General features: G+C 65.2%; 12 protein-coding genes and 2 pseudogenes. 8 read left to right on the top strand and 6 right to left on the bottom strand.

Translation table 11 applies throughout. The features are described from left to right. The first annotated feature begins 82 nt into the window (after window positions 1-82). The 4 genes from NKI10_RS00465 (at window position 83) to NKI10_RS00450 (ending at window position 7,115) form a co-directional block, all read left to right on the top strand. Complete coding sequence (locus NKI10_RS00465; protein WP_023670009.1) at window positions 83-1,087, top strand: AAA family ATPase; 1,005 nt, start codon at window positions 83-85, stop codon at window positions 1,085-1,087. Beyond that, window positions 1,087-2,001, top strand: coding sequence for a DUF58 domain-containing protein (locus NKI10_RS00460; RefSeq protein ID WP_023701554.1), 915 nt, complete (start codon window positions 1,087-1,089; stop codon window positions 1,999-2,001). The genes NKI10_RS00465 and NKI10_RS00460 overlap by 1 nt, the downstream gene beginning before the upstream one ends. Next, window positions 1,998-4,823: a DUF4159 domain-containing protein gene (locus NKI10_RS00455; RefSeq protein ID WP_352857975.1), complete on the top strand. Its 2,826-nt coding sequence runs from the start codon at window positions 1,998-2,000 to the stop codon at window positions 4,821-4,823. The genes NKI10_RS00460 and NKI10_RS00455 overlap by 4 nt, the downstream gene beginning before the upstream one ends. 207 nt (window positions 4,824-5,030) lie before the next feature. After that, window positions 5,031-7,115, top strand: coding sequence for a hypothetical protein (locus NKI10_RS00450; RefSeq protein ID WP_352857973.1), 2,085 nt, complete (start codon window positions 5,031-5,033; stop codon window positions 7,113-7,115). 42 nt (window positions 7,116-7,157) lie between these two features. On the opposite strand, the gene clpS is transcribed toward NKI10_RS00450, so the two are convergent. From clpS to NKI10_RS00430, 4 genes are all read right to left on the bottom strand, one after another. Continuing rightward, entirely contained in the window at window positions 7,158-7,463 is a 306-nt protein-coding gene (clpS, locus tag NKI10_RS00445; RefSeq protein WP_023670006.1) for an ATP-dependent Clp protease adapter ClpS, read from the bottom strand. A gap of 133 nt (window positions 7,464-7,596) precedes the next feature. Then, window positions 7,597-7,944: a hypothetical protein gene (locus tag NKI10_RS00440; RefSeq protein ID WP_023670005.1), complete on the bottom strand. Its 348-nt coding sequence runs from the start codon at window positions 7,942-7,944 to the stop codon at window positions 7,597-7,599. Window positions 7,945-8,097: 153 nt separating this feature from the next. Beyond that, window positions 8,098-8,328 carry a hypothetical protein gene (locus NKI10_RS00435; protein ID WP_352518301.1) on the bottom strand — a complete coding sequence of 77 codons (231 nt, stop codon included), beginning with the start codon at window positions 8,326-8,328 and terminating at the stop codon, window positions 8,098-8,100. Window positions 8,329-8,367: 39 nt separating this feature from the next. After that, window positions 8,368-8,670: a hypothetical protein gene (locus NKI10_RS00430; RefSeq protein WP_352857969.1), complete on the bottom strand. Its 303-nt coding sequence runs from the start codon at window positions 8,668-8,670 to the stop codon at window positions 8,368-8,370. Between the two features lie 257 nt (window positions 8,671-8,927). On the opposite strand from NKI10_RS00430, the gene NKI10_RS00425 reads away from it, so the two are divergent. The 3 genes from NKI10_RS00425 to NKI10_RS00415 all read left to right on the top strand — a co-directional run bounded on the left by NKI10_RS00425 (window position 8,928) and on the right by NKI10_RS00415 (window position 11,548). Then, window positions 8,928-9,644: a response regulator gene (locus NKI10_RS00425; protein ID WP_352857966.1), complete on the top strand. Its 717-nt coding sequence runs from the start codon at window positions 8,928-8,930 to the stop codon at window positions 9,642-9,644. Continuing rightward, the gene (locus NKI10_RS00420; protein ID WP_023670001.1) at window positions 9,641-11,050 is read left to right on the top strand and encodes an ATP-binding protein; all 1,410 of its coding nucleotides are present in this window, start codon (window positions 9,641-9,643) and stop codon (window positions 11,048-11,050) included. Before NKI10_RS00425 ends, NKI10_RS00420 begins: the two co-directional genes overlap by 4 nt. Window positions 11,051-11,143: 93 nt before the next feature. After that, complete coding sequence (locus tag NKI10_RS00415) at window positions 11,144-11,548, top strand: YciI family protein (RefSeq protein ID WP_352857963.1); 405 nt, start codon at window positions 11,144-11,146, stop codon at window positions 11,546-11,548. 18 nt (window positions 11,549-11,566) lie between these two features. Here NKI10_RS00415 and NKI10_RS00410 read toward each other — a convergent pair. Both NKI10_RS00410 and NKI10_RS00405 read right to left on the bottom strand, forming a co-directional pair. After that, window positions 11,567-13,041, bottom strand: a pseudogene (locus NKI10_RS00410) (pyridoxal phosphate-dependent decarboxylase family protein). Between the two features lie 19 nt (window positions 13,042-13,060). Next, window positions 13,061-14,146 carry a PLP-dependent cysteine synthase family protein gene (locus NKI10_RS00405; protein ID WP_023724977.1) on the bottom strand — a complete coding sequence of 362 codons (1,086 nt, stop codon included), beginning with the start codon at window positions 14,144-14,146 and terminating at the stop codon, window positions 13,061-13,063. 202 nt (window positions 14,147-14,348) lie between these two features. On the opposite strand from NKI10_RS00405, the pseudogene NKI10_RS00400 reads away from it, so the two are divergent. Further along, window positions 14,349-16,377, top strand: a pseudogene (locus tag NKI10_RS00400) (transcriptional regulator). Window positions 16,378-16,436: the final 59 nt, after the last annotated feature.

The raw sequence follows: 16,436 nt of genomic DNA, 5'->3' as shown, positions 1-16,436 counted from the left end.
TAGGCGCCAGGCGAAGCCGAATCGCGGCATTCTAAGGCACTACAGTGCAAGCCGGTACTTCCAGCACAAGGATCGATGCGGCATGAGCGTAATGGTCAAGGAAAGCCCAATCAGCGAAAAGGACATGATCGCCCAGGCCGAGACGGCGCTGGCCGATATTTCCAGGGTGCGCGACGGCGTCGGCCGCGTCATTTTCGGCCAGGAAGTGGTGGTCGAGCGCACGCTGGTGGCGCTGCTTGCCGGCGGCCATGCGCTGCTGGTCGGCGTGCCCGGCCTTGCCAAGACCAAGCTGGTCGAAACGCTCGGTGTCGTGCTCGGCCTCGATTCGCGCCGCATCCAGTTCACACCCGACCTGATGCCGTCGGACATTCTCGGCTCAGAGGTGATGGAACAGGACGAGGCCGGCAAGCGCTCCTTCCGCTTCATCTCCGGCCCGATCTTCGCGCAATTGCTGATGGCCGACGAGATCAACCGCGCCTCGCCGCGCACCCAGTCGGCGCTGCTGCAGGCGATGCAGGAATATCACGTCACCATCGCCGGCATTCGCCACGACCTGCCCGCACCCTTCCATGTACTGGCGACGCAAAACCCGCTGGAGCAGGAAGGCACCTATCCCCTGCCCGAAGCGCAGCTCGACCGCTTCCTGATGCAGGTCGACATCCTTTATCCCGAAATCGAGGCCGAGCGGCGCATTCTGCTCGAAACCACCGGCATCGAGGACGCCAAGGCGCAAAACGTCCTGCAGCCGGCGCGGCTGAGGGAAATCCAGACGCTGATCCGCCGTATGCCGGTGCCCGAAAGCGTCGTCGACGCCATCCTCAAACTGGTGCGTTCGGCGCGTCCCGGCCAGGGCAATGCCGAGACCGACAAGCATGTCGCCTGGGGTCCCGGCCCGCGCGCCAGCCAGGCGCTGACGCTGTGCGCCCGTGCGCGCGCGCTTTATGACGGGCGGCTGGCGCCGTCGGTGGACGACATCCGCGCGCTGGCCGAACCGGTGCTGCAGCACCGCATGGCGCTGACCTTTGCCGCCCGCGCCGAGGGCACGACCGTGCGCGACGTGGTAGCGAAACTGGCCAAAGGAATCTGATGGCGCGTATCGGCGAAGTCCAGGCACCGGCAGCGACGCGCGACGCGCTCGCCAGGGGCCGGTTGCGGGCTTCGCTGGTGCCGGACCTGCTGGTCGAGGCACGCCGTATCGTCAATACGGTAATTGCCGGCTGGCATGGCCGCCGCAAGCGCGGCATCGGCGAGAATTTCTGGCAGTTCCGCCCCTATGTCGAAGGCGATTCCTCGCGCATCGACTGGCGCCGTTCGGCCCGGGACGACCACACCTATGTGCGCGACCGCGAATGGGAAGCAGCCCACACGGTGTGGCTTTGGGCCGACCCATCGCCCTCCATGCTCTACAAATCGACTGGCGCCAGCGTTTCCAAGGAATCGCGCGCGCTGGTGCTGGCACTGGCCATGGCCGAATTGCTATCTCGCAGCGGCGAGCGCATCGCCTGGCCCGGCCTGACCGATCCGTTCACCGCCCGCAACGGCGCCGAGCGCATCGCGGCGCAATTGATGCACGCCGCCGACCCGCCGGCAAAGCCTGACCTGTCCGCCATCCGCCGCTTCTGCGACATCGTCGTCGTCAGCGATTTCCTCGACCCGGTCGAGGAGACCATGGAATGGCTCGATGTGCTGGCGCGGCATGGCGTGCGTGCGCATCTGATCGAGGTTGCCGATCCGGCGGAGGAGACCTTTCCCTATGCCGGCCGCACCGAATTCACCGATCCCGAGACCGGCGACAAGCTGACCGCCGGCCGCGCCGAAATGCTCGGCGACGAATATCGCCTGCTCTACACCGCCCGCCGCCAGGAGCTGGCCAGCTGGTGCAAGCGCCTCGGCTGGAGCTATACCGTCAACCACACCGACCGCCTCGCTTCCGAGGCGCTGGTGCGCATCCACATGGCGATGACCGCCGATGGCGCATTCGTGGGAAGGGCCGGCGCATGAGCTGGCTGCCGCTCTCCTTTGGCGCTCCCATGGTGTTGTGGGGCCTGCTGGCGCTGCCGGTGATCTGGTGGCTGCTCAGGCTCACACCACCCAAGCCGCAGTCCGAAATGTTTCCGCCGCTGAAGATCCTCGCTCGCGTGCTGAAGCGCGAGGAAACGCCGCAGCAGAGCCCGTGGTGGCTGACGCTGCTGCGGCTGTTGATGGCAGCCCTTGTCGTCGCCGCTTTGGCCGAACCCGTTTTCAATCCGCGCGAAAAATTGCCGGCCGAGGGCGCCGCCCTGGCGCTCGTCATCGACAATGACTGGGCGAGTGCCGCCGACTGGGGCAAGCGCGTCGCCACCGCCCAGCGGCTGATCGCCGATGCCGGTTCGAACGGCGTACCGGTCGTCATCGCCTTCACGGCCGAAAAGCCGAACGCCGAGATCGGCCCCTTCGATGCGGCGGCTGCCCTCGACCGGCTGCGCGCCGCCAAGCCGAGGCCGATCCCGACCGACCGACCCGCTGTCTATGCCCGCGTCGCCGGCGTGCTGGAAGCCTTGCCCGGCGCCAGCGTTGCCGTTCTCGCCGACGGCCTTGCGGCAAAGGGCGACGAGGCCGCCTTCAACACACTGCTGTCGAAAAATGCCGCCCGTGTCGTCTGGGCCAATTCCGACCGGCTGGCGCTGACTGGGCTCACCGGCGCCGAGAACGAGGTCGACGGCTTCGCCCTGACCGCCATTCGCGCGCCCGGCGATCCGGCGCCGGCACAAGTCACAGCCGGCGCCTTCGACGACAAGGGCCGCCGCATCGCCGACGCGACGCTGACCTTCGCGCCGGGTGAGACCACCGCCACCGGCACGATGGCGGTGCCGTTCGAACTGCGCAACGACTTCGCCTCGATCGCGCTCGACGGCGAACGCCAGGCAGGTGCGGTGCGCGTGCTCGACGAAAGCTCCAAGCGCCGCCGCGTCGGACTTTTATCGCAGGCCGAGGCCGACCAGGCGCAGCCGCTTCTGTCGCCGCTCTATTACATCAGGCGCGCGCTGCAGCCTTTCGCCGATCTGGTCGAACCGTCGAGCGTCGATCTCGCCGACGCCATCCCGCAGCTTCTCGACCAGAAACCGGCGATGATCGTCATGGCCGATATCGGTACCATTCCGCCGCAGGTCCATCAGCGGCTGGTCGACTGGGTCGACAATGGCGGCACGCTGGTGCGCTTTGCCGGTTCGCGGCTGGCCGCCGCCGGCAATGACGATGATCTGTTGCCGGTCAGGCTGCGCACCGGCGAGCGCTCGCTTGGCGGCGCGCTGTCATGGACAACGCCGCAAGCGGTGACCGAATTCCCGAAGAACGGCCCGTTCGCCGACCTCGCACCGCCGGCCGAGGTCACGGTGAGCCGGCAGGTGTTGGCCGAACCGACCCCGGACATCGTCGAGCGCACCTGGGCAACCCTTGCCGATGGCACCCCGCTGGTGACCGGGTTGAAGAAGGGCAAGGGCACGCTGGTTCTGTTCCACATCACCCCGGAAGCGACATGGTCGACGCTGCCGATCTCCGGCAGCTTCGTCGAGATGCTGCGGCGCATCGTGCAGCTGTCGCGCAACCAGGGTGCGGCGGTCGCCAACGCCGAAGCCGCTGCTACGTCGCTGGCGCCTTATCGCATGATAGCCGCCGACGGCACTTTGGTGCCGCCGACGCCGGACGCACGACCGCTGGTCCCCGGCGCCGGCTCGCTGCCGGTGACGTTCGAGAACCCGCCCGGCCTCTATGGCTCGGAAACCGGCGTTTTCGCCCACAATCTGCTCGACCCGGCCACCGCCTTCGCGCCGCTGGTGCGCCCGCAATTCACAGTGCCGGTGACCAATATCCAGTACGCTTTCGATGAATCGCGCGACCTCAAGGGATCGCTGGTCACAGCGGCACTTGTGCTTATGCTGCTCGACACGCTGGCGGTGTTCTGGATGGGCGGGCTGATGTCGCGCCGACCGCGCCGCGCCCGATCGGCCGCAGCAACGACGGCTGCGCTGCTGCTTGGCCTCGGCATGCTGTTTGGCCATGCCGACCTCGCCCGCGCTGACGACGCCAAGCCCGGCGATGCCGCCGCTATCGAGGACATTGCCAAGACCCGCATCGCCTATGTGCTGACCGGTGTGCCCGGTGACGATTCGATCAGCCGCGCAGGGCTCGAAGGCTTGACCCGCTTCCTGATCGAGAAGACCGCGCTCGAGCCGGGCGCGCCGGCGGGCGTCGATATCTCGAAGGACGAGCTTTCCTTCTATCCGCTGATCTACTGGCCGATCGATCCCTCCGCGCCGATGCCGAGCCAAGCCGCGATCGCCCGCATCGACGCCTATATGCAGCAGGGCGGCACGGTGCTGTTCGACACGCGCGACCAGTTCGCCAACGGCATCGGTGCGGATTCGGCGAGCCCGGCGACGGAACGGTTGCGCGACATTCTCGGCAATCTCAACGTGCCGCCGCTGGAGCCGGTGCCCGCCGACCATGTGCTGACCAAATCCTTCTTCATCCTGCCCGAATTTCCCGGCCGCTTCTCCGGCAGCCCGCTCTGGGTGGAAGCCTCGCTCGAGGCCAGCAATGCCGAGAATCGGCCGGTACGCGTCGGCGACGGCGTCTCGCCGATCCTGATCACCGCCAATGATTTTGCCGGCGCCTGGGCCGTCGACGAGAATGGTGACCCGCTTTTGCCGACCGTGCCATCGGATCCGATGCAGCGCATCTATGCGCTGCGCGCCGGCGTCAACATCATGATGTACATGCTGACCGGCAACTACAAATCCGACCAGGTGCACGTGCCGATCCTGCTCGAACGGCTGGGGCAGTAGAATGGCGGTATTGGCTAATTTCGTCTCGATCCTGTCTGGCGCCGGCGGCGCAGCCTCACCCTCCTCCTTGTGGGGAGGGTCGGCTCGCTGCCGCAGCGAAGCGAAGACAGTGAGCCGGGGTGGGGGTGCAGCGCTAGCGCTCTGTCGCCTACCCCCACCCCGCTCCGCTACGCGGATCGACCCTCCCCACAAGGGGGAGGGTAAACGATGAACTGGTCGATTTCCTTCGAACCGCTGCTGTCCTGGCCCTTGCTGGCTTTGGTGCTCGCACCGCTGCTGGTGCTGGCGGCTGTCGGCTTGTGGTTTCGCCAGCGCGGCGCGATCTTCCGCATCGCGGCGCTGATTGCGCTGGGCGCAGCACTCCTCAATCCGGTTTTCCTGGATGAGGAGCGCGAGGCGCTGAAGAGCGTCGTTGCCGTCATCGTCGACCGCAGCCAGAGCCAGGATATCGGCGACCGGACCAAACAGACCGACGAAGCGCTTGCCGGTTTGCAGCAGCGCCTTGGCCGCTTCAAGCAGTTCGACGTCCGCGTCGTCGAGGCCGGCAAGTCGGAAGCCGCCGACGAGCGCACCGAGACCAAGCTTTTTGCAGCGCTTGAAGGCGCCTTCCGCGACGTGCCGCCCTCGCGCATCGGTGGCGCCATCATGATCACCGATGGCGAGGTGCATGACGCGCCGGCCGCCCCCGACTTCAATGCGCCGCTGCACGCGCTGATCACCGGCAACGAGCACGAGAAGGACCGCCGCATCCGCTTCGAGAACGCGCCGCGCTTCGGCCTCGTCGGCAAGCCGCTCGACATGACCTACCGCGTCATCGCCACCGACGGCGAAACCGGCCCGGTCGATGTCCGCGTCTCGGTCAATGGCGAGCAGGTCGCGGTCGAAGAGGCGACCATCGGCCAGGCGATGCCGCTGCAGGTGACCATCCCCGGCGCCGGCCGGAACATCGTTGAACTCTCCATCGACCGCGAGCCGGGCGAACTGACCGACGCCAACAACCGCGCCATCGCGCTGATCGACGGCATCCGCGAGAACTTGCGCGTGCTTTTGGTTTCCGGCGAACCGCATGCCGGCGAGCGCACGTGGCGCAATCTGCTGAAATCCGACGCCTCGGTCGATCTCGTCCATTTCACCATTTTGCGGCCGCCGGAAAAGCAGGACGGCACGCCGATCAACGAACTGTCGCTGATCGCCTTCCCGACCCGCGAGTTGTTCGTCGAGAAGATCAAGGATTTCGATCTCATCATATTCGACCGCTACCAGCACCGCGACGTGCTGCCGATCCTCTATTACGACTACATCTCCGAATACGTCGAAAAGGGCGGCGCGCTGCTGATCGCCGCCGGGCCGGAATATGCCGGCGACTCCTCGATTGCCCGCACCCCGCTAATGTCGTCGCTGCCGGCAATGCCGACCGGCGAAGTCATCGACAAGGCCTTCTATCCGCGCCTCACCGATCTCGGCCAGCGCCATCCGGTGACGCGCGGCCTCGACGGCTCGGCGACCGAGCCGCCGCGCTGGAGCCGCTGGTTCCGCACCATCGGCGTGCAGAACCCCGAAGGCGAAGTGGTGATGAAGGGCGCCGACAACCGCCCGCTGCTTCTGCTCGATCATAAGGGCGAAGGCCGCGTCGGCATGCTTCTGTCCGATCAGGGCTGGCTATGGGCGCGCGGCTTCGAGGGTGGCGGGCCGCATGTCCAGCTTTACCGCCGCATCGCCCACTGGCTGATGAAGGAACCTGAACTCGAGGAAGAGCGGCTGACCGCCGACGGCCGCGGCATGATGCTGGAAATCCGCCGCCAGACGATGAGCGACGATCCCGGCCCGGCGCAGGTGATCACCCCTTCGGGCAAGGCGCTGATCGTCAAGCTGGAGAAGTCCGAACCCGGCGTTTTCCTGGGCAGCATCGAGACCAAGGAGATCGGCCTCTACCAGATCGGCAATGGTGACCTGACCGCACTCGCCCATGTCGGCCCGGTCAACGCGCCGGAATTCTCCGACGTCGTCTCTACCGAGGACCGCTTGAAGGCTCCGACTGAGGCCACCGGCGGCAGCGTGCGCCGGCTGGCGGCCTCCTCCACCCTTGGCCAGCTCACCGGCAGCGTCGCCCTGCCCTCCATCGTCCCGGTCCGCGCCTCCGGTGCGGCCTCGGGCGCAGACTGGATCGGCCTGCGCAGCACCGACGACAGCGTGCTCAAAGCCGTCTCGCGCGTACCCCTGTTCGGCGGCTTCCTCGGCCTTTGCCTGCTGCTGCTGGCCATGGGCGCGATGTGGTACAGAGAGGGAAGGTAAGGATCCCTTCTCCGTCACTATACGGGGAGAAAGACGCTCAACCTACTCCTCCGGCTCCGTCGTAAACAGCAGCGGGTACCCCTTGGCCTTGGCCGCGTCGACGGCCCGTGTCGCCTTGGTCTCGGCGACATCCCTGGTGAAGACGGCAACGACGCAAACGCCGAGCCGGTGCGCGGTGATCATCACCCGGTTAGCCTGGTCTTCGCTGAGCTTGAACTCGCCCTTCAGCACCGTCACCACGAATTCGCGCGGCGTAAAATCGTCATTGATGAGGATGACCTTGTAGAGCTTCGGCCGCTCGGTCCGCGGCTTGGTCTTGGTGCGGGGTTTGGAACTGATTTCAGGCATCGGGAACCGGTATCGCGCGAGGGGTCGCTCTCACTTTGTCATGGGGGAAAGCCGTCGTCCATTTTGATCGGCGCGCCAAACCGGCTTCCCGGAAGTGCTGCCGTTCACAAATTTAGGAACTGTACGCTGCGGTTCAACGGCTCTGGCGATCGGCGACGCGACGAGCCTGGAATTGCCGTGCGCTGGATGCCGCATCCGGCCTTGATCCGGCCGCCTTGTATTCGACCCAGGCGACCGCGAGCCAGCCGAAGAAGCAGGCCAGCGCCGCGCCGGTGATCACGGTAAGCAGCAGGCTTTGCCATGGTGTGATGTATTGCCAGCTGCTGGAGATTGCCGGTGCAAACAGCGACGGCTCCGTGCGCCCGCTCACCGGATCGGGCACCGGGCTGGCGGTGAACTGGATCAGCACCCTGACCATTGCCGAGGCCACAAGGCCGCCGATGGCCATCGAGCGCAGAATGGATGAAAGCCGCTTCTTCATGCGGGCTATCCTACCGGACCGGCATTGCAAACGGGTTAAAGTCCTGGGTGGCCGGCACCCATCAACGGGTAATCATGCTCTCACACGACAAGGCCGCTCCAGCCGGGGGTGCTGGAGCGGCCTTGTTACAGACAAGCCTGTTGGCTGTCTGGATCAGGCCTTCGGGGCGTCCGTCTTGACGACCTTCTTCGCCTTCTTGTGCTTCTTGACGGGCTTCTTGGCGACGACCTTCTTCACCGGGGGCTTGGCGGTCGTGGTCGCCGGAGCGGTGGTCGTGGAAGCAGCCGGAGCAGCGGTCGTGGTGGCAGCGGCATTGCCCAGAGCCGGCATTGCGAAAGCGAGAACGACGGCGAGACCGGTGGCGGAGAGGATGGACTTTTTCATGGCTTCATTTCCTTCTTTGTGCGGGTCGAGTTTCGAGTGTCACTGAGCCGGGTCGATCGGTGTCACTCCAAGCAGCTTCAAAGCGTTCGCGAGCATCCGGATACCCTGTGCCTGTTTCTTGTTGGCGCAGAACCGGTTTCCCTTTCTTTGCAGTGCTTTCGCCGCGGTGACCTGCGTTGCCGCGGCACGGGTTTCGAGGGCTTCGTCTACCTGGCGATTAAGATCGATGCAGCGCTCGCTCCTTGTGATCGGCGTCACCTTTGCGGTTGTGGCTCCGACCGCGGCTGTGACGAGCGGAATGCTGAGCAGCGCACCCATCAAGCTGATCGTGAACCTGTGCATTGGTGATGTCCGTTACTCCGGAGACTTCGCGTCGCAGCCGATGTCCTGACCGCCACGGCACCCTTATGCCCTTGATTTTTTTCGGGAGTTTTTCCGGACTATAGAATTTTGTTTCTGGATTGTTTCTGGCAAATCGGCTTTGCGGGCGATCATCGCCGCTGGCCAACATGTGGCCAGAATTCTATCGTGTGGGTGACGCCACAGAAGCAGACTCAGAAGGCAGCCGCCGACCGGCCGCCAGCAATGACAGGATCGCCGTGAAATCCGATGCGCACATACTGATCGTCGACGACGACAAGGGCATTCGCGACCTGCTTCAGGAATTCTTCCAGAAGCGCGGCCTGCGCACCACGGTTGCCGCCGACGGCGTCGAGATGGAAGACATACTGCGCCGCACGCAGGTAGACCTGATCGTGCTTGATGTGATGCTGCCGGGAAAGAGCGGGCTGGAGCTCTGCCGCGACCTGCGCGCCGGCTACTCGACGCCGATCATCATGCTGACGGCGGTGACCGAGACCACCGACCGCGTCGTCGGCCTGGAGATGGGCGCCGACGACTATGTGCCCAAACCCTTCGATCCGCGCGAGCTGCTGGCCCGCATCCGCGCCGTTTTGAGGCGCAATGGTGCTGCTGAGCCGAAGCGCGCCACCACCAAGCAAATCTACCATTTCGCCGGCTGGACGATGGACTGCTCGCGCCGGCGGCTGATGGCGCCGGGCGATGTCAGGGTCGAGCTGACGATGGCGGAGTTCAACCTGTTGCAGACCTTCGTCAAAAGCGCGCAGCGCGTGCTCACCCGCGACCAGCTCATCGAGCTTTCCGGCGGTGACAGCGACTATTCCTTCGATCGCAGCATCGACATCCTGGTCAGCCGCCTCAGGCGCAAGATGGAAGACGACCCCAAGACGCCGAAACTGATCCTGACCGTGCGCAGCGGCGGCTACCAGTTCCTGCCCGAGACCACCTCTGAATGAGACGTTTCCTGCCGCAAACCCTGCCGGTCTGGGTCTTGCTCATCGTCATTGCCGGCCTGCTGATCAGCCAGGTCGCTACGCTCTATATCGTCTCGCGCGATCGCGCCGTCGCCAATGACGAGGTCGATCTCTACCGGCTTAACGACCGCGCCTATTCGCTGGTGCAGCTGATGCATGACGACACGCCGGAGCAGCGCAAGCTGACGGCCTCCGGTCTGTTCAACGCCACCTATGCGCTGACCGTGTCGGACACGCCCGCGGTCACCTCGTCGATCGCCGGCGACGACGAACTGGCCGAACTCGAGGACATCCTGGTCGGGCGGCTGTCGAAATTCGGCATCACCGACGCCCGCGTCCGGCGCGATCCGGCAACCCAGGCAGCCAACGCGCCTGGCGGTGTGGCCGTGACCAAGGATGTCGGCGCGGTGGAGCGTGACCTGTTATCGCTGGCGGCCAGCTTCGCCCAGAGCGACAAGCTGACGGCATCTGTCCGCTTCGCCGACGGCCAATGGCTGAATTTCACCGAGCCCAACACGCCGGTCGGACCGATATTGAGCTTCGACAGCCTGCCGCTCTATTCGCTGATAGCGGCCCTGGTGGTGATCATGTCGATCTGGTCGCTGCGCCGGCTGACGGCGCCCTATCGGATGATGGAAACGGCGGTCAACCGGATCGGCACGGATCTGAAGAGCCCGCCGATCGCCGAGACCGGCAGCCGCGAAATCCGCGCCGCGGCCAAAGCCGTCAACGCCATGCAGGTCCGGCTGCGCGACTATGTCGAGGACCGCGAACATCTGGCCGCCGCGCTCGCCCACGATCTGCGCACGCCGCTGACCCGCATGCGGCTGCGCCTCGAACTGTTGCGCAGATCGACCGCGCGCGAGGCGCTGGCCCACGACCTCGCCGACATCGAGAGCATCGCCAGCTCCGTCATCGACTTCGCCACCTTCGAAGTCACCGAGGAGAAGAGCGAGCGGATCGATTTCTGGTCGCTGGTGGAATCGATCGCCGACAGTTTCGAGGACGTCACGTTCGACCATGACGGCGCCAGGCCGCGTGGCATGATCTGCATGGCGCGGCCGGTGGCGCTCAAGCGCTGCGTCAACAATCTGGTCCAGAATGCCGTGACCTACGGCAAGAAAGCCCATGTCAGCCTGCGGCAGTCGGACGGCACGGTCACGCTGGTTATCCGCGACGAGGGGCCGGGCATACCGCAGGCGCAGCTCGACCAGGTGTTCGGTTCCTTCGTGCGGCTGGAGCAATCGCGCAACCGACAGACCGGCGGTCTCGGGCTAGGCCTGACCATTGCCCGCAACATTGCGCGTGCCGCCGGCGGCGATGTCAACCTGTCCAACCATCCTCGCGGCGGCCTGCTGACGGAGCTCAGCCTGCCGCTGGCGGCATAAGGCAGCAGACTAGCGTCTCGATGGGCACCGGGGGTGGATCAACCAACCCAACCTTGCAATAGTGCGGCCGCTCGAGCAGGAGGAGATCGCCGCATGTTTTACGCCATCCTGGCCTATCACGTCGAACAGACCATCCAGTCCCTGACGCCGCAGCAGGATGCGGCGCTGATGCACGACCTGCTCGAAGTCAACGCCAGGCTGACCCGCGAAGGCAAGCTTGGGCCGGCGGCAAGACTGGGCGCGACCGCCGAGGCCGTCACGCTGCGCGGTCCGGGCGAAGGTTTCGTCATCGACGGGCCGTTTGCCGAGACCAAGGAACAATTGCTGGGTCTTTATGTCCTCGACTGCGCCACGCAGGAGGCGGCGATTGCGGCTGCGCGCGACTTGCGCCGCGTGAATCCCTCGGCAGTCTACGAAATCCGGCCGATCACATTTTACCTTCCCGGCGTGACGTTTCCCGCTACGGAGGGCGATTTAAAGGAGGCCGCCAGCGGCTGAGAACTACCCCATGGCCGGTCAGGCAGAAGCGATCTCGTTGCCCAGGCGGACCGTTTCGGCGACGAGAAGGTCGAGATCCTCGCGCCGGGTCCGGTGGTTGTTGATCGCCACCCTGAGGCAATGCCGGCCTTGCACCGTGGTATCGGAAATGGCGGCGGTTCCGTCTTCCTGCAGCCTCAGCATGATCTCGGTGTTGAGCGCTTTCGCGCGCTCGCCATCGAGACCATCCGCGCGATAGCGGAAGCAGACGATGTTGATGCTGGTCGGCGCCGTCAGTTCGAGCGCTGGTTCGGCCGCGATCAGCCCGGAGAGATACTGCCCCTGCGCAATGTTCTGGTCGATCAGGCGGCCGAATTTTTCGACGCCGTGTTCTCGCAACGCCATCCACACTTTGAGTGCCTTGAAGCCGCGTGACGTCTGCAGGCCATAATCGTGCAGCCATTGGCCGGAGGCGAGGCCGCGCGGTGTCGACCCCAGATATTCCGGCGTCACCGCGAAGGTCTTGCGATGCGCCGAGGCATCCCTGACCAGCGCGCAGCCTGCCTCGAACGGAGCGTGCAGCCATTTGTGGGGTCGAGCGCGATGGAATCGGCCCATTCGATGCCGGCGACACGACGCGCATTCTCGGGCGCGATCGCGATCAGCGCGCCGATGCAGCCGTCGACATGGAACCAGAGATCCTCCTCATGCGCCAGCTTGGCCAGTGCCTGCAGATCGTCGATGGCGCCGGTGTTGACAGTGCCGGCATTGCCGATGATGCAGGCCGGCTTGAACCCGGCCGCGCGATCTTCCGATATCGCAGTCCTCAAACCTTCAATGTCGATGCGCAGGCCGGTGTCGCTGGCAATGCGGCGCAGCGCCTTGTTGCCGAGACCGAGCGCTTCCATCCCCTTGCGGTGACAGGAATGGACCTGGTCCGAGCCATAGAAACGCAACGGCTTTTCGATGGCGGCAACGCCGTGCTCGCGCACGTTGATGCCGGCCTTGGTGTTGCGCGCCACGGTCAGCCCGATGATGTTGGCCATCGAACCGCCGCTGACCAGCGTGCCGCTGGCCGAAGCCGGCATGCCCATCATCTGCTTGCACCAGTCGACCACCTGGCCGTCCATCAGGGCGGCGGCATGGTTGCCGCCGCCGAGATTGGAGCCCTGGATTGCCGCCAGGAAATCGCCGATCGCGCCGGTAAAATTGCTCGACCCCATATACCAGGACCAGAAGCGCGGATGGATGTTGCCCATCGGATAGGGCATCACCTTGTCCACGACATCGCCATAGATGTCGGCAAGCGGGGTCGGCGATTGCGGCAGCGAGGCGGTGAAGAAATCCCTCACATCTCCAGGCATCTCCTGCCACACCGGCCGTTGCCTGACATCGCGCAGGTAAGCGACGGCATCGTCAACGATCCGATGCGACAGGCTTTGCATATCGGCCCAGTCCGAGGGGTCAAGCGTTTCCTCGGTACTGGTAGCCGAGTGTCCAGGCATCGCGTCCATGCAATTTGCTCCCGCGTCATCATGCCGGGAACTGGCAACCGGGCGTCGAGAGCGAGAGAGCAAGCTCTTCCGCATTCATCTCGGCCTCGATGCCGTCGAACAAAGGCGTGGTCATGTAGCGTTCACCGGTATCGGGAAGCATGCACAGGATCACCGATCCGGCCGGTGCCGTGCCGGCGATCTGGCGCGCCACGGCAAAAGCCGAACCGCCGGAAATGCCGGTGAAGATGCCTTCCTGCTGCGCCAGCGCCTTGGCCCATTTCATGCCCTCCGGCCCGGCGATCGGCATCACTTCGTCATAGAAGTTGCCATCGATGGCCTCCTGCAGGACGTGCGGGATGAAATCCGGCGTCCAGCCCTGGATCGGGTGCGGTTCGAAAGCCGGATGGCTGGCGGCCGGCGCTCCGCCGGCGCCACGCATCTGCGGCTTGCCGCTGCCGACAAGCTGCGCGTTGGCCGGTTCGGTGAGCACGATCCGGGTCTCAGGCCGCTCGCGGCGCAGCACCCGCGCCACGCCGGCGACGGTGCCGCCGGTGCCGTAGCCGGTGACGAAATAGTCGAGCCGCGAGCCGGCGAAATCGTTGACGATCTCGCGTCCCGTAGTTGCTTCATGGATGTCGGCGTTGGCCTTGGTCTCGAACTGGCGGGCCAGGAACCAGCCATTGGCTTCGGCCAGTTCCACCGCCTTCTTGTACATGCCGAAGCCTTTCTCGGCGCGCGGCGTCAGCACCACCTTGGCGCCCAGCATCCGCATCAGCTTGCGGCGCTCGACCGAGAAACTGTCGGCCATCGTCACCACCAGCTTGTAGCCCTTCTGCGCACAGACCATGGCAAGACCGATGCCGGTGTTGCCGCTGGTCGCCTCGACGATGGTCTGTCCCGGCTTGAGCGCGCCGGTGCGTTCACCTTCCTCGATGATGTTGAGCGCCAGCCGGTCCTTCACCGACGCCGCCGGATTGAAGAACTCGGCCTTGACGTAGATGGTGGCGTGCGCCGGTCCGAGATTATTGACGCGGATGACCGGCGTGTCGCCGATGGTGTCGAGAATGCTGTCGAACAGGCGGCCGCGGCCGGCCGTGGTTCTGATTTTCTGCTGATGCAACATGGTAGACTCCTGGTTCTTGCTCACGGGCCGGTTACACACCGGCGGTTTGGGCGGCGAGATTTCGACACCTTGCCGCACTACAGGTCCTTGACGTGCGGCAGTGTGGTAAACACCACATTCGGCGCACAAATTTTGCGAGCCGGGTGCACTTTGTCGTGCTCGGTGGTAAAGCAGGGGCCGGCAGGTCAGCGTGGGAGCAGGCGTGGTATCTGGCGTGGAATCGAGCCTGGCGAGCAGCCATCAAGGTGTTGTCGTGCGCCTGTTTGGGCCGCCGACGATTGCGCGCGACGGCGTCCCGGTGGTCTTGCCGGCATCGCGCAAGCTGCGCGCGCTGCTGGCCTATCTGGCGCTGGCGCCCCATCCGGTCGGACGTGGCAAGCTCTGCGAGTTGCTGTGGGATGTTCCAAATGATCCGGGGTGAGCTTCGCTGGTGCCTGAGCAAGCTGCGGGCCGCGCTCGACGAACCGGGCCGCTGCAGAATCGAAACATCGGGCGATACGATCGCGCTCGATCTCGACGGCATCTCAGTCGACGTGCTGGATGTCGCGGCGGCGGCTGCCGCAGGCATCGAAACGCTCGAGCCGACGCGACTGCAGTCGGTCTCCGACCTGTTCGTCGGCGACTTCCTCGAAGGGCTGGAGATCGACCGAAGCCCTCTCTTCAACAGCTGGCTGACCGCGCAGCGCCGCCGTTTCGGTTCCTGCCACGCGGCTATACTGGAACATCTGGTCAAGACGCTGCCGGCCGATTCCGAAGCCGTCTCCGCCCATCTCGAAAAATGGCTGGAGCTGACCCCGTTCGACAGCTGCGCCCACATCGCACTCCTGGTGAGGCTGGCGCGGCGCGGCCAGTTCCGTGCCTGCGAGGACCATCTTGCCGCAGCAGCATCGCTCTTCCAATCGGAAGAGCTGGATTTCGGCCCGGTGCGCGAGGCGTGGCTGTCCATCCGCAGCGAACGGCCCTGCGCGATTTTGCCGGCACAACCGGCAGCTCCGCCCGGGCCGAACCAGGCGTCAGTCATGCTTGCCGGTTCAGAAGCCGCGACGCCGCACAAGGCTTCGCTGGCCGTGATGCCATTTGCCGAAGACGCCGGTAGCGGCGTTCGTGGCGGGCTGGCCGATGGCTTGACCCACGACATCATTACCCGCCTCGCCAAGCTCAGGGACTTCTTTGTCATCGCCCGGGGCTCGGTCTTTGCGCTGGCGGAAAGGAACATCGCGCCGGAAGATGCCGGCCGAAGGCTGAATGTCGACTATGTCGCCACCGGCACGGTGCGCAGCGCGACGGGTCGCCTGATCGTCACTGTCGAGCTTGTCGAGGTTCGCACGGCCAGGATCGTCTGGGCCGAGACCTTCGAGCGCAAGGCCGAGGACATCTTCATTGTCCTCGACGATATCGGCAACAGCATCGTGGCCTCTGTCTCATCCGAGATAGAGATGGTCGAGCGCAACCGCGCCATGCTGAAAGCGCCCAATTCGCTCAATGCCTGGGAGGCCTACCATCGAGGACTCTGGCATATGTATCGCTTCACCCGCAGCGAAAACGAGCAGGCCAGGCATTTCTTCGGCATCGCACTGCAGCAGGATCCGACCTTTACCCGCGCCTATGCCGGCCTGTCCTTCACCCATTGGCAGAGCGCCTTCCAGCGCTGGGGCGACCGCGACCAGGACAGCGCGCTTGCCTTTGAGGCGGCCGGCCAGAGCGTTTTGGTCGGCGATCATAATCCCGCCGCGCACTGGGCGATGGGCCGGGCGCTGTGGCTGCGCGGCGAGGGTGATGCGTCCGTGCTAGAACTGCAAAGAGCCGTCGACCTCAGCCCGAACTTCGCGCTTGGCCACTATGCGCTGTCCTTCGTGCATTCGCAGTCGGGCGACCCGCACGCGGCGATCGGATCGTCGGATCATTCGCGCCATCTGTCGCCGTTCGACCCGATGCTGTTCGGCATGCTGGGCGCACGCGCCATGGCGCATGTCCGCCTCGGCCAGTTCGACGAGGCGGCCGAATGGGCGCTGAAGGCGGCCGCCCGCCCCAACGCACATGTCATCATCCTGTCGATCGCCGCCCACTCCCTGGCGTTGGCTGGGCGGCTGGACGAGGCGAAAAACTTCGCCGCCGCCATCCGCAAGACGCTTCCGGATTACCGAGCCGACGACTTCATCGACACCTTCCGCTTCGACCGGGATGCCACAGCCCTGTTCAAGCTCGGCGCCACGCGCATCGGTCTGGCTTAGAGCATGATCCCAAAAAGTGGGTACCGGTTTTTGGAAAAGATCATGCTCCAACAAAGGGT

The organism is Mesorhizobium sp. M0802, assembly GCF_040320115.1.
Lineage (GTDB): Bacteria > Pseudomonadota > Alphaproteobacteria > Rhizobiales > Rhizobiaceae > Mesorhizobium.
This window is presented reverse-complemented; position numbering and strand designations above follow the sequence as displayed.

Coding starts and splice junctions, on each gene's coding strand:
- NKI10_RS00455 (WP_352857975.1), top strand. CDS start 1,998: ATGAGCTGGCTGCCGCTCTCCTTTGGCGCTCCCATGGTGTTGTGGGGC.
- NKI10_RS00450 (WP_352857973.1), top strand. CDS start 5,031: ATGAACTGGTCGATTTCCTTCGAACCGCTGCTGTCCTGGCCCTTGCTG.
- NKI10_RS00435 (WP_352518301.1), bottom strand. CDS start 8,328: ATGAAAAAGTCCATCCTCTCCGCCACCGGTCTCGCCGTCGTTCTCGCT.
- NKI10_RS00420 (WP_023670001.1), top strand. CDS start 9,641: ATGAGACGTTTCCTGCCGCAAACCCTGCCGGTCTGGGTCTTGCTCATC.
- NKI10_RS00440 (WP_023670005.1), bottom strand. CDS start 7,944: ATGAAGAAGCGGCTTTCATCCATTCTGCGCTCGATGGCCATCGGCGGC.
- NKI10_RS00430 (WP_352857969.1), bottom strand. CDS start 8,670: ATGCACAGGTTCACGATCAGCTTGATGGGTGCGCTGCTCAGCATTCCG.
- NKI10_RS00405 (WP_023724977.1), bottom strand. CDS start 14,146: ATGTTGCATCAGCAGAAAATCAGAACCACGGCCGGCCGCGGCCGCCTG.
- NKI10_RS00460 (WP_023701554.1), top strand. CDS start 1,087: ATGGCGCGTATCGGCGAAGTCCAGGCACCGGCAGCGACGCGCGACGCG.
- clpS (WP_023670006.1), bottom strand. CDS start 7,463: ATGCCTGAAATCAGTTCCAAACCCCGCACCAAGACCAAGCCGCGGACC.
- NKI10_RS00465 (WP_023670009.1), top strand. CDS start 83: ATGAGCGTAATGGTCAAGGAAAGCCCAATCAGCGAAAAGGACATGATC.
- NKI10_RS00415 (WP_352857963.1), top strand. CDS start 11,144: ATGTTTTACGCCATCCTGGCCTATCACGTCGAACAGACCATCCAGTCC.